This window comes from Gordonia sp. N1V (genome assembly GCF_029269935.1).
GTDB lineage: Bacteria > Actinomycetota > Actinomycetes > Mycobacteriales > Mycobacteriaceae > Gordonia > Gordonia polyisoprenivorans.
In genome coordinates this window covers 36,550-50,192 of sequence record NZ_JARJDD010000012.1, presented here as the reverse complement: position 1 = coordinate 50,192, position 13,643 = coordinate 36,550, and the positions used below count along the sequence as shown (strand labels likewise).

The 13,643-nt window shown below is 65.7% G+C and carries 15 protein-coding genes; 10 read left to right on the top strand and 5 right to left on the bottom strand.

The features are described 5' to 3' along the window. Positions 1–51: 51 nt before the first annotated feature. On the bottom strand, positions 52–1,692 hold the full coding sequence (locus tag P3L18_RS16395) for an alkaline phosphatase D family protein (protein ID WP_276114684.1): 1,641 nt from the start codon (positions 1,690–1,692) through the stop codon (positions 52–54). 124 nt (positions 1,693–1,816) lie between these two features. On the opposite strand from P3L18_RS16395, the gene P3L18_RS16390 reads away from it, so the two are divergent. Continuing rightward, positions 1,817–2,245: an SRPBCC family protein gene (locus P3L18_RS16390; RefSeq protein ID WP_014362233.1), complete on the top strand. Its 429-nt coding sequence runs from the start codon at positions 1,817–1,819 to the stop codon at positions 2,243–2,245. Between the two features lie 121 nt (positions 2,246–2,366). After that, positions 2,367–3,716, top strand: a complete 1,350-nt coding sequence (gene gdhA, locus P3L18_RS16385) for an NADP-specific glutamate dehydrogenase (RefSeq protein ID WP_276114683.1) — start codon at positions 2,367–2,369, stop codon at positions 3,714–3,716. 60 nt (positions 3,717–3,776) lie between these two features. Here the strand turns inward: gdhA and P3L18_RS16380 are convergent, their stop codons facing one another. From P3L18_RS16380 to P3L18_RS16370, 3 genes are all read right to left on the bottom strand, one after another. Next, on the bottom strand, positions 3,777–4,874 hold the full coding sequence (locus P3L18_RS16380) for a helix-turn-helix domain-containing protein (protein WP_276114682.1): 1,098 nt from the start codon (positions 4,872–4,874) through the stop codon (positions 3,777–3,779). Between the two features lie 9 nt (positions 4,875–4,883). Next, the gene (locus P3L18_RS16375; RefSeq protein WP_006368686.1) at positions 4,884–5,855 is read right to left on the bottom strand and encodes an alpha/beta hydrolase; all 972 of its coding nucleotides are present in this window, start codon (positions 5,853–5,855) and stop codon (positions 4,884–4,886) included. Between the two features lie 92 nt (positions 5,856–5,947). Beyond that, positions 5,948–6,730 (bottom strand): alpha/beta hydrolase, encoded by a 783-nt coding sequence (locus tag P3L18_RS16370; RefSeq protein ID WP_276114681.1) that lies wholly within the window; start codon positions 6,728–6,730, stop codon positions 5,948–5,950. A 99-nt stretch (positions 6,731–6,829) separates the two neighbouring features. On the opposite strand from P3L18_RS16370, the gene P3L18_RS16365 reads away from it, so the two are divergent. After that, a complete protein-coding gene (locus P3L18_RS16365) occupies positions 6,830–7,441 on the top strand; it encodes a class I SAM-dependent methyltransferase (RefSeq protein ID WP_276114680.1) in 612 nt (203 codons plus the stop codon). A 37-nt stretch (positions 7,442–7,478) separates the two neighbouring features. Here the strand turns inward: P3L18_RS16365 and P3L18_RS16360 are convergent, their stop codons facing one another. Then, positions 7,479–8,417, bottom strand: coding sequence for an aldo/keto reductase (locus tag P3L18_RS16360; protein ID WP_276114679.1), 939 nt, complete (start codon positions 8,415–8,417; stop codon positions 7,479–7,481). A gap of 84 nt (positions 8,418–8,501) precedes the next feature. Here P3L18_RS16360 and P3L18_RS16355 point away from each other — a divergent pair, with 84 nt between their 5' ends. From P3L18_RS16355 to P3L18_RS16325, 7 genes are all read left to right on the top strand, one after another. Continuing rightward, on the top strand, positions 8,502–9,086 hold the full coding sequence (locus P3L18_RS16355; protein ID WP_276114678.1) for a TetR family transcriptional regulator: 585 nt from the start codon (positions 8,502–8,504) through the stop codon (positions 9,084–9,086). 117 nt (positions 9,087–9,203) lie between these two features. Next, the gene (locus P3L18_RS16350; protein ID WP_079929804.1) at positions 9,204–9,887 is read left to right on the top strand and encodes a haloacid dehalogenase type II; all 684 of its coding nucleotides are present in this window, start codon (positions 9,204–9,206) and stop codon (positions 9,885–9,887) included. 134 nt (positions 9,888–10,021) lie between these two features. Beyond that, entirely contained in the window at positions 10,022–11,290 is a 1,269-nt protein-coding gene (locus P3L18_RS16345) for an APC family permease (RefSeq protein WP_276114677.1), read from the top strand. Positions 11,291–11,336: 46 nt separating this feature from the next. After that, positions 11,337–12,128: an ABC transporter permease gene (locus tag P3L18_RS16340; RefSeq protein ID WP_020171191.1), complete on the top strand. Its 792-nt coding sequence runs from the start codon at positions 11,337–11,339 to the stop codon at positions 12,126–12,128. Positions 12,129–12,225: 97 nt separating this feature from the next. Continuing rightward, on the top strand, positions 12,226–12,405 hold the full coding sequence (locus P3L18_RS16335; protein WP_014362243.1) for a hypothetical protein: 180 nt from the start codon (positions 12,226–12,228) through the stop codon (positions 12,403–12,405). Between the two features lie 139 nt (positions 12,406–12,544). After that, complete coding sequence (locus P3L18_RS16330) at positions 12,545–13,042, top strand: antitoxin MazE-like protein (RefSeq protein WP_276114676.1); 498 nt, start codon at positions 12,545–12,547, stop codon at positions 13,040–13,042. Continuing rightward, on the top strand, positions 13,039–13,371 hold the full coding sequence (locus P3L18_RS16325; protein WP_079932148.1) for a type II toxin-antitoxin system PemK/MazF family toxin: 333 nt from the start codon (positions 13,039–13,041) through the stop codon (positions 13,369–13,371). The genes P3L18_RS16330 and P3L18_RS16325 overlap by 4 nt, the downstream gene beginning before the upstream one ends. Positions 13,372–13,643: the final 272 nt, after the last annotated feature.

Genomic DNA, 13,643 nt, shown 5'->3' with positions numbered 1-13,643 from the left:
CGCAGGGCCGGACGGCCTCGGGTGGAGCGTCTGTCCGGGTCGGTCGGGCGTTCAGTCGGTCAGGCGCAGGACGGCGACGTCGGAAAGCGTTCCGTCGCCATCGGGTTGGGAGAAGGTGACGGTCGCGGTCCGGCCACCGGTGGTCAGGGTCGCGATCGTATTACCGAACAACGGACCGCATTCGTCGCTCCAACGCAGCGGCGGCTCGGGCACTCCTAGTCGTCGCGCCCAGGTGCGGGTGACGCGTGCGAACCCGCGCGACCAACCGAACCGGAACACCGGACGCACGTATGCCGGAACATGATTGTGGACCGGTGAGCACACGAGCTGATACACCGGCGTCGCCTCGGCGGTGCAGTTGTCGGCGACCGGCACCTCGGCGCGCGCGGCGTAGCTGTGGTGCACATCGCCGGAGAGCACCGTGATCGATGCCAGTCGTCTGTCGCGAGCAAGTCCGGTGATCAGGGCGCTGAGGGTGACGAAGGACCCGAAGAACGCCGGCCAGTGCTCGAAATCGGCGGCCTGCCGGATCTTTTCGCCGAGCCGACCCCGAAGTCCCGGCCGGGCGGCGAGCGCCTCGTCGATGGACTGCAGATCGGCGACCGCCGGTGGCAGCAACCACGGCAGCGACGATCCCAGGATGAGGTGGTCGATCTCGCAGATGTCGTCGGTGGCTTGATCGGAGAGCCATGCGAATTCTCTGTCGCTGATCATCTTTCGGGTGTCGCCGGTCAGAACTCGGCCGTTACGTGAATCGATCATGATCAGGCGGTTGCGACCGAGATCCCAGCGATAGCTGAAGCGCAGGCCCTTGTCCTCGGCGGTGTCGGCGTCGGCGCGGTCGGCGAGATCGACGAGCAGCGGCCAGATATCGGTGTCGGAGTTGACGATTCGCCGGCAGTCCGGGTCGGCGTCGAGTTCGGTGGGGGAGAGGTTACCCAGATGCTGGTACACCCAGTACGCGGCGAGGCCCGAACGGATGCGATCGCGCCACCACGGAAGCTCGTTCATCTGCGCCCGCCACGTGGCCGAGGTGTTCCAGTCGTCGCGGATGTCGTGATCGTCGAAGATCATCGCGGTGGGTACGGTCGAGAGAATCCAACGGATCTCCGGGTCGCCCCAGGTGTGCCGGTACAGGCCCTCGTATTCGGAGTAGCTGACCACCTCGTCTGCGGGTCGTTTGTTGCGCACCGATCCCTGACGCCGGCCCGCGAGGTGCGCGCGTGCCTGTGGGGTCAGTTCGTCGGCATAGACCTGGTCGCCGAGGAGGATCAGCACGTCGGGCCACTCCGGGGTGGGCCGGGTGGCCATCGCGGTGGCATAGGCGTCGAGGGCGTCGACACCGAGTTTGTCGTCGAGGTCGGCGACACCGGTCCGCGGATAGCGGCAGGATCCGAAGATCACCCGGAGCCGATCAGCCGTGTTGGGGCCGCGGGTCCGAATGACGCTGGGCGGAAACGCCGATCCGGGGTCGGGCCACACCGTGGCGCCGTCCTGGGTGACCTCGTAGGCGACGGTGGCGTCGGGGGTCAGGCCGGTCACGCGGACGAGCGCGTAATGAAAGCCCGCGACCTCGAAGGTCGATGCGCGGCAACCCAGGACCTCGACCTCGGCGGGACGATCGGTCTGCATCCACACCGACGCCGTCGTTGCGTCGACATGCCGCAGGATCGGGCCGAGGAGCAATGCCATCGCACCAGGCTACGTGTCCGGCTTGTCCGGTGTCGGGGTGTCCTCGATGAGTCGCGTCGATGTTTGCCTGCTCGTCCCGGTGGGTACGGTCGCCTCGGAGTTGATGTGACGACGAAGGGTGTTCATGGCAGACGTCGACGTGGAGATCGACTCGGATCTGGCCCCGCAGGCCGCATGGGACCTGGCCTCGGACCTCTCCCGATTTCCTGAGTGGATGACGATCTTCGGGGGTTGGCGCAGTGACGTACCCACCGACATCGGCGAAGGCACCGAGGTGTCGTCGGTGATCCGGGTCAAGGGATTTCGCAACATCATTCACTGGCAGGTGACCGATTACGATGCACCGCGTGTCATCGCTTTGCGGGGTCACGGGCGCGGCGGGGTGCGGATCACCTTGACGATGACCGTCTCCGGCAGCGCCGACGGTTCGCGGTTCGCGCTGAATGCCGAGTTGGCCGGGGGCGTGCTCGGCGGACCGATCGGCCGGTTCGTCGCCAAGATCGTCGAGTCCGATGTGAAGAAGTCGATCGAGAATCTCGCCACCCTCGTGTGAGGGAAGGTCGAGTCGATCGTGCCCGAAATGGGCGCTATATCTGTCTACCGATAGGCTCGGCGCGAGACGTCCGGTGTCCCCGGATCGTCGTGGTTCGACGCGTCGGCGGAAGGTGGCAGAGATGGCAAGGCTCGAGGAGAAGGTGCAGGACCTCTACGACGAGGTCGTCGCGCGAAATCCCGGCGAAGCCGAGTTCCATCAAGCGGTCCGCGAGGTGTTCGACAGCCTCGGACCGGTACTGGCCGCGCATCCCCACTACGCCGACGCCGGGATCATCGAGCGACTGTGCGAGCCCGAACGCCAGATCATCTTTCGCGTGCCGTGGGTCGACGACGCCGGACGCGTGCGGATCAATCGCGGTTTCCGCGTCGAGTTCAACTCCGCTCTCGGACCGTTCAAGGGCGGGTTGCGATTCCATCCGAGTGTCTATCTCGGGGTGGTGAAGTTCCTCGGGTTCGAGCAGATCTTCAAGAACGCGTTGACAGGGCTGCCCATCGGCGGGGGCAAGGGTGGCGCCGACTTCGATCCGAAGGGCCGGTCGGACGGAGAGGTGATGCGCTTCTGCCAGTCCTTCATGACCGAGCTGTATCGCCACATCGGTGAGTACACCGATGTCCCGGCCGGCGACATCGGGGTCGGCGGCCGCGAGATCGGTTATCTCTTCGGGCAATACAAGCGCATCACCAACCGATACGAATCCGGGGTGCTCACCGGCAAGGGACTGACGTGGGGTGGCTCGCAGGTTCGTCCCGAGGCCACCGGTTACGGCGTGGTGTTCTTCGTTGCGGAGATGCTCGCCGCGCGCGGAGAGGATCTCGAGGGCCGTCGGATCGTCGTGTCGGGATCGGGCAACGTCGCCCAATACGCGATCGAAAAGGTGCACCAACTCGGCGGACGTGTGGTGGCGTGCTCGGATTCCGGTGGTTACGTGGTGGACGAGGCCGGCATCGATCTCGAACTCCTCCGCGAGGTCAAGAACGTGCGCCGGGCGCGAATTGCCGACTACGCTCGGACACGGCGCGTAACAGCACATTTCGTCGCCGGGCGGTCCATCTGGGAAGTGCCCACCGACATCGCGATGCCCTGCGCGACACAGAACGAACTCGACGCCACCGACGCGGAGTCCTTGATCGGCAACGGATGCCGGGTCGTCGCCGAAGGCGCCAACATGTCGGCCACCCCGGAGGCGATCAAAGCCTTCTCCAAGGCCGGTGTGATGTTTGCCCCCGGAAAGGCCGCCAACGCCGGTGGCGTGGCGACCAGTGCTCTGGAGATGCAGCAGAACGCGTCTCGGGACTCCTGGAGTTTCGAATACACCGAACGCAGGTTGTCGGAGATCATGAGCGGCATCCACCAGACGTGTGTGCGGACAGCCGACGAATACGGGGTTCCGGGGGATTACGTCCTCGGCGCCAACATCGCCGGCTTCACCCACGTCGCCGATGCGATGCTGGCGCTCGGAGTGATCTGACGGGATTCGGCGCTGGGTCTGAGAACCTGGGCGGATCCCGGGGCGTGTCGGATGTGGTACTCAGGGGGTCGGCGACTCGGCGTCGCGGCGTAGGTCGTCCACGAGCAGCATCGCCGTTGCCCGAGCACGGTTCTCGATTGCGGTGACGTCGAAGTGCACGGCGGCGGACAGTGATTTCAGGCGTGTCGCGATGCTGCTGTGGTGCATGTGCATCTGCTCTGCGGTGTCTCTGAGCGTGCCGACCTGGAGGTAGACACGCAGCGTGTCCAACAGGTCCGCGCCGTTCTTGCTCTGGCGCACGTAGTCGCACCGCGCGACGTCCGGAATGGCCGACAGCGATTCCGGAGCGACGGTCAGCAACAGGTTCAGGGCGCCGATTTCGTCGGCGCAGAACACCATATTCGTTGTGCCGCAGTGCTTTTGCGCCAGCCGGGCAGTGCCGACCCAGCGATGGAGGGTGGCGGCGTCGGATTCCAGCGATGCCCCGCATGCGACGGTCCGCGCCGCGGGGTCGGCCGACAGAGCCGCCACGGTCTCGTCGAGGTCGGTGACGACCACGAGATGATCGCGATCGGTGGCGACGGCGGTCAGCCGCCCGGGTGAGAGTTGCCGGGCGAGTCGCTGGGCCACGTGCGCGACGTGGTCGGACTGATCGGTCGGATCGGCCAGGCTCACGACGCGCGCACGAAGGGTCGGGTCGACGTCGAGCGCACTGCACGCATCGAGCGCGGTGGCGGCCCCGTCGGCGTTCAGCAAAGCGGCGGACTGCTCTAGGTCGGACTGCGCGCGGTGTGGCCGGATGATCGCCGCTGCCGTCAGCGCCAAGCGGTCGACGAGCATCTCATCGAGCGGTAGGGCGGTACCCGGACGTTCGATCCACACCGTCCCGATGCAGTGGTCGTCGAGCACGATGTCGCGGGAGGTTGTTGCCACCGACGCCTCCAACGGACGCCGCCATTCGCCCCGCGGTGTGCATCGCCGGGTGACGAGTCCATTGGCCCTGATACCGACGACGCAATCGGCGAGCACCGCACTGGCGCGCAGGAGTTCGGTGACGTCGGCGCCGTGACGCAGGAGTGCGTCGAAGTAGTCGATGATCCGTACCATCCCCGCCGATTCGGCGTCGAGCTCGGCGAGGCGGTACATCAGACCTTGCACACAACCACGCTACGAGACCGGTGAACTCACCCGCAAGGCTCGTGCCAGCGCGCCCATCAGCTCCGCGGTCTGACGGCGGCTGACCTCGGCGGCGTCGATGAGCGACGAGCCGTGGAATGTCCCGGGGAACGAATGCAATTCGACGCTGACCCCGGCGTGCAGCAGCGCGACGGCGTAGGCGATGCCCTCGTCTCGAAGAGGATCGAGTTCCATCGTGGAGACGTAGGTGCGCGGCAGGCCCGACAGGTCGGTTGCGCGTGACGGAGCGGCGTAGCTCGACACCGACGCATCGGACGGGCCCGAGTAGTCGGGACCGAGGTAGTACTGCCACGACAGAATCGCGTTCGGGCGATGCCACATCGGGGTGTCGGTGAACTCGGTCATCGAGGTCGTGGCCAACCGATCGTCGAGTTCGGGGATGTCGAGCAGCTGAAACACCACCGGTACCTCGCCCCGGTCGCGGGCCATCAGAACGGTACCCGCCGCCAGTCCGCCGCCGGCGCTCTGCCCGCCGACCGCGATCAGCGACGGGTCGACGCCCAGTTCCGCGGCGTGGGCGTGCACATGGGCGAGCGCGGCGTAGCAGTCGTTGACGGGCCCGGGGAAGGGCGTCTCGGGGGCGAGGCGGTACTCGACATTGGCGACGGCGATGCCCAACTCGCGAGCGATCGCCACGCACAGTGGATCGCTGGACTCGGCGGTGCCCACAGCGAAACCGCCACCATGAATCCACACCAGTGTCGGCAGGGCTCGGGCGGCGCCGGCCGGAGTGAAGAACCGGATCGGCACCTCCGGGTCGCCGTCGAGGCCGGGTGCGGACAGGAGCTTCATCTCGACGCCGGTTCGGTCGAGACCGTCCAGCATGGTTTGCACCAGGGCGTTGAAGCCCGTTCGGGCGCCCTCGAGATCGTCGAAGCCCAGCTGGGGGAGCATGGTCACCGCTGCTGCGAGTTCCGGGTCCAGATTCTTGAGGTCGGCCATGACGTCACCTTTCCTTGCGGTCGATCGGTGACGCCAGTCTCGTCCGCGTTGTGGTGTGCGTCACCCGACAGGTGTCGGGAATTCGGACTCGCTCATCCGACGCGAGCGGTTTCGACTGACTCCTCGTCGAGAAGGCGTCGGATCAGGTCGACGCACGCGCGCGTGAGTACGGCGTCCGGTTCTCCGGCCTCCACCGATCCGAGAAAGTCGCCGTGCGCTGCAGGCAGGATCAGCGCACGGCCGCGGGCCACTGCCGACGCCATCCACACGGTGTGCTCGGGAAGGACGATGTCGTGGTCGCCGCTGACGAACAGAATCGGTGCGTCGAGTACCGCCAGCTCCGCGTCCGTCCAGTCCCGGAACTCGCGCATCACCGCGACGTCGAGGTCGAACATTCGTTGGAGATCGGCGGGATCGGGATTGATCGCCCGATAGGCGTCGGCGAGTGAATCAGGCATCGAATCGGCAGTCGGGGCGTCGAAGTTGTCCCAGAATCCGGGGATCATTCCGTCGCGCCGCACGAATCCCGACGCGATGACGCATCGCCGCGTCAGTGCTGGGTGTCGCTGGGCAAACCGCAGCACGGTCGGCCCACCATTGCTGAAACCCAGGATGTCGACCCGCGGGATGCCGAGGTCACCGACGAGTACCGCGATGTCGTCGGCGGAATTCTCGAAGGTGTAGGGGCGATCGGCATGCGGGGTGTGGCCATGACCCTGGAGCTCGACGCCGATGACGAGGCGGTCGGCGGCCAGTGCGGGAATCATGTACCCCCAGTTGGTCGCTATCGATCCCGCGCCACCGTGGACCAGGACGAGCGGTGGCCGTGGCCCACCGGGGTCGCCGTGCTTCTCGAAATACAGTGCCAACGGCATCGCGGTCCTCCGGACGTTGTTGTGGATGTGATGCCGGTACTGACTCGGCCGGGCCGCGCAATTCATCGTTGCCGGGTCAGTGATTGCTAGCGTCGAGACGTGTCGCGTACCGAGCCGGGCCGCCGAAGGTGGAACCACAACATCCACTATCACCAGGTGATCCTCGATGCGGTTCCCGCGAACGCCCGATCAGCACTCGACGTGGGGACCGGCGACGGGCTTCTGGCCGCCGACCTGTCCGAACGGCTTGGGGACGTGTCGGCGATCGACTCCGATGCCGCAGTGCTCGATCGAGCACGAGGCGAAGCCGAACGAGTCGAGTGGATGTGCGGCGACGTGATGAGTTACCCGTTCGGGCGGACTTTCGATGTGGTCGCGTCGGTCGCAACGCTGCACCATCTACCCGATCTCCGAGCGGGTCTGCTGCGGTTGGCGGACCTCACTGCGCCCGGCGGCGTCGTTGCGGTCGTCGGCCTGGCTCACTCCTCACGGCCCACCGACTACGCACTCCACCTGGTCGGCATACTCCAACATCGGTGGCTGTCGCGGCGTCGTGGCTATTGGGAGCACTCCGCACCCATCGTGTGGCCGCCGTCGCATTCCTATTCGGAAGTGCGTCGATGTGCGCGAGAACAGTTGCCGGGAGCGCGTTTTCGGAGACTGGCGATGTTCCGGTATGCACTGATCTGGCAGAAGCCGAACGCCGGGTAGCGGGGAGTAGGAGCCGGAGCTGCCGAGTTCGTAGCGCTCAGCGTGCCTCGGCGGGCCATCGCGGCGCCTCGATGGGGGCCGTCGTGGTTGCGGCGCCCAGCGCGTCGAGAGCGGTGATGGATTCTGGATTCAAGGTGATGTCGCCGACGGTGAGGTTGGCGTCGAGGTGTCCGATGTCGGATGTTCCGGGGATCAGCAGGGTGTTCGGCGAGTGAGCCAGTAGCCACGCCAGGCCTACCTGGGCGGGGGTGACATCGAGATCTCGGGCGATGTCGATGACGACGGAATTCTCGCCCACCTTCGGGATGCCGGGGAATGCGGAACCGAGTGGAAAGCAGGGAACCCACGCCATCTCGCGCTCGAGGCACAGGTCGAGGAGACTCTCGAAACGCCGATCGAGGACGCTGTAAGGATTTTGGACACAGGCGATTCCGGCCGGCAAGAGGTGACGCACCGTTTCGATGCGTACCGCACTGATACCGATCTCACCGATCTTGCCCTCGTCGCGCATCGCGACCATCTCGGCCATCTGATCGTCGACGTCGACGATCTGGTCGCCGGTCGCGGCGAGCCCCGGGCCGATCTCCAGTCGTCGGAGATTGACCAGGGGGAGGCGTTCCCGTCGCAAGGTGCGCAGGTTGTCCTCGACTGCGGCGCGAAGCTCGGCCGGACGCTGCGCAGGTCGCATGGGATGAGCGCCACCAGGATTGGTGGCTGCGCCGACCTTCGAGGCGATGACGACGTCGCTGTCGGCGTCGATGGCTCGGGCGATCACGGAGTTCACGAAACCGTCTCCGTAGAACTGTGCGGTGTCTACGTGGTCGACGCCGTGATTGACGGCATGACGGAGAACCGCGATCGCGGCCTCGGGGTCTTGTCGATGGCGATCGAGTTGCATTGCGCCGTAACCGATGCGGGCGACCCGGTGGCCGGCCAGCGTCGCCGAACCACCGGGGGTGGGTCCGAGATCGCTCATGTGTGCTCCTTGGTGTGCAATACTCCGAGGCAAGTGGAGGAACCTCCGCTTGGTTGTAGTGTACACAAATGGAGGGTCCTCCACTTGATCGTCGATCGTTCACGCGGAACTGCGGCAAAGCCGCGGGCCGATGCTGTGCGCAACCGGGCCAAGCTGATCGAGGCGGCTCGTGATGCGTTCACCGCCGGCGAAGGTGACATCACCTTTGATGCGCTGGCCCGTCGAGCCGGGGTCGGGGTGGGCACGCTGTACCGCAACTTCGCGACACGACAAGCACTCGTCGAGGCGGTCTACCGGTCCGAACTCGACGACGTCGTCCACTACGCGGACGGCCTGTTGGAGAAGCACTCCGCCGACGAGACGTTGCGGCATTGGCTGGATCGTTACGCCACCTTCGTTGCCACCAAACACGGTATGGCCGAAGCCTTTACGCAAGCGATCGCGTCAGGTGCGGTGGTGGCGGGGGATACGCGCGAACGTATCGGCGAGACGCTCGAACGCATACTTGCTGCGGGCGCGGAAGATGGGACCCTGCGGACCGACGTGCGCGCCGATGACGCCGTCATCGCGCTTCTCGGGGTGTTCCTCGGCCTGACCCGCAGCCGTGACGACGCGCAGCGGCGACGCGTGCTCGACCTCTACGTCGACGCGCTGCGGCCGCGGGGCTGACGTACGACGCGTGATGTGCCGGCGAATCCCTGAGTCGCCCTCCACCGGGAGGCCGGCAGTTACCGCGCCTGGATTCGTCTCCGACACGCCCAGTGGGGGACGGTAGGCTGCTCAGCGATGTCTGAACTCGGAGTGATCACGACTGTCGTCATCGATGTGCTCGGCACTCTTGTCGACGAGCCCGGGGGATTGACAACCGCGATCGCCGAGGCTGCGGGCGACAAGCAGGATGTTGCCGAGTTGCTGGCCGTGTGGCAGGGACATATAGAGCAACAGCAGCAACGAATTCTCCGCGGGCTCCGCGCCTACGCCAACAGTGACCAACTCGATGCCGAGGCGGCCGGTCTGGTGATGGATCGCGCCGGCATCACTGATCCCGCACGACGTGCCCACCTCGCCGCCGCGACGCGACGTCTTCGTCCGTGGGCAGATGCTCCGGCCGGAGTCGACCGACTGGCGCAGCACGTCACTGTGTTCGCACTGTCGAATTCCAGCGTCGCGACGCTGGAAGAACTAGGTGACCATGCCGAACTCCGTTGGCATCGAGCACTTTCCGCTGAAGAGGTACGTACGTACAAACCGTCGCCCGAGGTGTATCGCCTGGCGATCGAGACCGCGGGCACACCCCCGGACCACTTGTTGATGGTCGCTGCCCACGCGTGGGATCTCCGCGCGGCCAAGGCGGCCGGCATGCGAGCCGCGTATGTTCACCGCCCCGTCGGAGATCCGCCGTCTCACACCGACAGGTTCGATGGATACTTCGACGGGCTGGACGAGCTCGCGACGGCGCTGAGGGGTTAGCTGCTACGAAGTTAGCTGCTACAGAGATTGCCGCATCGGTGGCGATTGGCTCTTCATCTGGAGTTCACCGTTGCGACAAGGGCTCGTTCGCCCTGTAGACGATTCTGTGATCCTGACGAACTCGAGGAGCCGGTATGACTTCGGAGAACCCGCATTTCGAGGACTCGGGTCCCCGGCTGCGCCGGCGTCTCGGTCTGTTCGACGCGGTGATGATCGGCTTGGGATCGATGATCGGCGCGGGAGTGTTCGTCGTGATGGGGCCCGCCGCGGCGGCTGCGGGCTCGGGGCTGCTGATCGGTCTGGCGATCGCGGCGATCGTGGCGTACTGCAACGCGACGTCGTCGGCCCGCCTCGCCGCTCGGTATCCGTCGGCGGGCGGTACGTACGTCTACGGCAGGCACCGTCTCGGACCCTTCTGGGGTTACCTGGCCGGCTGGTCCTTCGTCGTTGGGAAGACCGCATCGTGCGCGGCGATCGCGTTGACCGTCGGCAGCTATCTCTGGCCCAGCCATATGCACGGCGTGGCCGTCGCAGCCGTGGTCGCGATCACCGCAGTCAATTACCGCGGTATACAGAAATCAGCTCTTCTCACCAGGGTCATCGTGGCGGTGGTACTCGCCGCGCTGGCCGCGGCGGTGGTCAGCGTCGCAGCGTCGTCGTCGGCAGACCCGGCCCGCCTTGCCCTTGGCGGAGATGTCTCTGTCGGAGGGGTACTGCAAGCTGCCGGGCTGTTGTTTTTCGCGTTCGCAGGGTACGCCCGCATCGCCACCTTGGGGGAGGAGGTTCGGGACCCGGCACGCGTTATCCCCCTGGCCATTCCGATCGCCCTCGGTATCAGTTTGATCGTCTATGCGGCGGTGGCAGTGGCCGCACTCGCGGCTCTCGGCCCAGCGGGGCTGGCGTCGGCGACGGCTCCGCTTGTCGACGCCGTTCGTTCGGTCGGCGCGGACTGGCTGGTTTCGGTGGTGCGGTTCGGAGCTGCGATCGCAGCGCTCGGTTCGCTTGCTGCGCTTCTCCTGGGCGTCTCGCGCACCGTGTTGGCCATGGCACGTGACCGTCACCTGCCGAGTGCTTTGGCCGCAATTCATGACCGATTCGGTGTCCCGCATCGTGCCGAGGTGGCCGTGGCCGTCGTGGTTGCCGTCGTTGCGGGATTCGCGGATGTGCGTGACGCGATTGGCTTTTCGTCGTTCGGTGTTCTGATCTACTACCTGATCGCGAATGCCGCGGCATGGACACTCTCGCCGGACGAGGGGCGTCCGCCGCGGGTGATCCCCATGGTGGGCGCAATTGGTGCGCTTGTGCTGGCGGTGTGTTTGCCTGTCGCGTCGGTGGTGTCCGGTGCGGCCGTCCTGATGGGCGGCACGATCGTCTACCTCGTCAGCGCCCGGCGTCGAGCTTGAGTCTGAGTCGATCCGGCGGCGCCTACGTGCCCACCGGAGCCCGCCGATGCGGCAGGGCAATGATGAAGGTGTGAACGATATCGGCAATGCAGTGGTGCGGATCGGACCGGCGCTCGGGGTCGTGGTGGTTGTACTGGTGGTTGCCGCAGCGCTGGTGAACTACCTCGGCGCAACCGGACACGCACGGCAGGTGGTGATCGCGGCCATTCGGGCAGCCGGACAGCTGGCCGCGCTCGCCGCTGTCCTCGCCGTTGTGATCGGCTCGCTGTGGGCCTCGACGCTGTTCGTGGCCGTCATGGCGACGGTGGCCGCGGCAACATCGGCCGGCCGGATCGTCGGTCGTCGTACGCCGATCCGGGCCGGCGTCGGAAACACGCTGTGGTGTTTGCTGCCGGTTGCGGTGCCCACGATCGTCGTGGTGGCCGGCATCGTCGCGCTCGGGGTGCTCCCGGCCACCGGTCTGGCGATCATCCCTACCGCCGGAATCATGTTCGGTGGTGCCATGAACACCACGTCGTTGGCCGGCCGTCGCGCTCACGACGAACTCACCACCCGGCGAGGCGAAGTCGATGCCGCCCTGTCATTGGGTTTCGTGCCGCGCGAGGCGAGGATGGAGATCAGCCGCAGCGCCGCGGCGACCGCGCTGATCCCCGGCATCGACCAGACGCGCTCGGTCGGGCTGGTCACCATTCCGGGCGCGTTCGTCGGCATGGTCCTGGGCGGCGCGTCGGTCACCACCGCGGCGATCATGCAGTTGTTCGTGCTGATCTCGCTGCTTGCCGTAAGCGCCGTCGCAGTTGTCGTCACCACCGAACTCGTCGCTCGCGGCATCCTCTGATCGGACGGGCGTGATGTCTCCGAGGGCGACGATCTGGAGGTGGAGCGGATGATCCGTGCAGGTGTGGATCACAGCCGCTTCGGGTACAGAAGCAAACATGACCGAGAAGAAGACCGATCCACACACCGAAGATGTCGGCACCGGACCAGAGGGTGCGAAATCCGACGTACAGTCCGATCCAGCCGAAGGCGAATCGTCTGGTGACTGGTCGGGCGAAGGCGGGGCAACCGAGGATGGTCCCGCAACGGACAACGATCCCGCCACCGATAACGACTGACTCGGACAGCGATCGTAGACGGGATTCAGGTGTCCGAGGCGCGCCTGTACGGGTCTCGCGCGGAAATGTCGTCCGAGCCAGCGAAATCCGTAGAGCAACTTCACGAGGCGGCCGATGCTGAATCCATTGCAGTCGTGGCTTGTTGCTCGACGACGGTCCGGACGGTCGCTGGGCGGTTGGGCAACTGTCCGGCACTCGCTTGCTCGCACCGCAACTGGTGATGTTTGAAGTAAGTAACATCATTCGCAGACAAGAAATGGCCGGAGTCGTCAGTGCCGATCAGGCGGTGCAGGCCCATGGTGATCTGCTCGACTTGTCGATCGAGCAGTGGCCGTACGCGCTTCTCGGTTCGCGGGTGTGGGAACTCCGCAGCAACTTGGGCTGCTCGCCCTGGCCAGGCCGGAGCGTTACATGTAACATCTGGGGCATGGCAGTGAGGGACAGGGTCGGTGAGTACCGACGTCGGATGCGTGAGCGCGGAATGCGCCCGTTGCAGGTCTGGGTTCCTGACGTACGAACGCCAGAGTTTGCCGCGCAAGCCCACAGGCAATCGGTTCTCGTGGCAGAGGCAGACGCCGATGGGGATGAGCAGGATTTCGTCGAGGCTGTCGCCGCGCCTTGGGACGACGAGGCGTGATTCGCGGCGAAATCTGGACCGTTGCGGGTGGTGTGTATGCATCCAAGCCGCGGCCGGCCGTCATCGTGCAGGATGACCTGTTCGATTCAACTCTGTCGGTGGTAGTTGCTCCGATCACGAGCCAGCTCATCGATGCGCCCCTGTTGCGGATTCGTATCCCGGGTGATCGCGATTCGATCTCGGGCCTCGAGCGGGACAGTGACGTGATGGTTGACAAGCTAACCGCGGTCCGACGGTCGAATGTTCAGACGCGTGTCGGTCGTCTGACATCCGACCAACTCGTTGAAGTCGAGCGCTCGTTGATGGCGTTTCTGGGACTAGCGCGATGATTCGAGCCGTGGGAGTCGACGCCGACGACAGGCACCGATCGACGGTAGGCTTTTAAATAGTGTTGCGGGGCAGCGCAGTATCTAGTCGTCTACTGGTAACCCTGCATATTCGAACGCTGCATATTGTGGGTGGACCCGAACCTGTCGGCTGACAGAAGAGATGGGAGTGCCAACACGGAGTTGGGAGTCAATATCCTGCGTAAGCGGGAGCGCGGAGCGCCCACGTTGACAACGAACCTGGGATCTCTCGCGTTCGACGGCCGACTGTTGGT

Coding starts and splice junctions, on each gene's coding strand:
- P3L18_RS16395 (WP_276114684.1), bottom strand. CDS start 1,692: ATGGCATTGCTCCTCGGCCCGATCCTGCGGCATGTCGACGCAACGACG.
- P3L18_RS16390 (WP_014362233.1), top strand. CDS start 1,817: ATGGCAGACGTCGACGTGGAGATCGACTCGGATCTGGCCCCGCAGGCC.
- gdhA (WP_276114683.1), top strand. CDS start 2,367: ATGGCAAGGCTCGAGGAGAAGGTGCAGGACCTCTACGACGAGGTCGTC.
- P3L18_RS16375 (WP_006368686.1), bottom strand. CDS start 5,855: ATGGCCGACCTCAAGAATCTGGACCCGGAACTCGCAGCAGCGGTGACC.
- P3L18_RS16370 (WP_276114681.1), bottom strand. CDS start 6,730: ATGCCGTTGGCACTGTATTTCGAGAAGCACGGCGACCCCGGTGGGCCA.
- P3L18_RS16360 (WP_276114679.1), bottom strand. CDS start 8,417: ATGAGCGATCTCGGACCCACCCCCGGTGGTTCGGCGACGCTGGCCGGC.
- P3L18_RS16350 (WP_079929804.1), top strand. CDS start 9,204: ATGTCTGAACTCGGAGTGATCACGACTGTCGTCATCGATGTGCTCGGC.
- P3L18_RS16345 (WP_276114677.1), top strand. CDS start 10,022: ATGACTTCGGAGAACCCGCATTTCGAGGACTCGGGTCCCCGGCTGCGC.
- P3L18_RS16340 (WP_020171191.1), top strand. CDS start 11,337: ATGCGGCAGGGCAATGATGAAGGTGTGAACGATATCGGCAATGCAGTG.
- P3L18_RS16335 (WP_014362243.1), top strand. CDS start 12,226: ATGACCGAGAAGAAGACCGATCCACACACCGAAGATGTCGGCACCGGA.